Below are 366 nucleotides of genomic sequence, written 5' to 3'. Positions count from 1 at the left end.
AGGGGGAGGACAGGTGGGGGTCCACCGGACTCCCCCCAGGAAACACACCCCTACTCATCCGCGCCCTCCAATCGCCGCTCGATCCGGTCCAGCTGGCTTTCCATCCGGTCCACGCCCTCCTCGACACGCGCCAGCCGCTCGACCACGCTGCGGCGATCGCGCACCGTGTCTTCCAGCGTGGAAATCCGCTCCGCTGCCGCGCCCGCCCAGACCAGCGCCCCGCCGGTCTGCACCAGCACGGCGACGAGGAATCCTACCGTCACTTTCCGGTCGAGCTTCATGGCTGCAGCCCCGCAAGCTTTCGCTTCTCTTCGCCTGTCGCAAAGTTCGCGCCCTCGAGCCGCGCCCAGAGCGCATCGCGCTCGG

General features: G+C 69.1%; 1 protein-coding gene. It reads right to left on the bottom strand.

The window, feature by feature from the left end:
* Positions 1-50 precede the first annotated feature (50 nt).
* Positions 51-366 (bottom strand): hypothetical protein (locus tag B2P82_RS03300; RefSeq protein ID WP_290495136.1); only part of this gene is annotated, 316 nt, incomplete at its 5' end.

Origin of the sequence: Hyphomonas sp. UBA4494, assembly GCF_002388935.1 — a bacterium.
Taxonomy (GTDB): domain Bacteria; phylum Pseudomonadota; class Alphaproteobacteria; order Caulobacterales; family Hyphomonadaceae; genus Hyphomonas.
The sequence above is the reverse complement of the archived record's forward strand: the minus strand, read 5'-3'. Positions and strand labels throughout refer to the sequence as shown.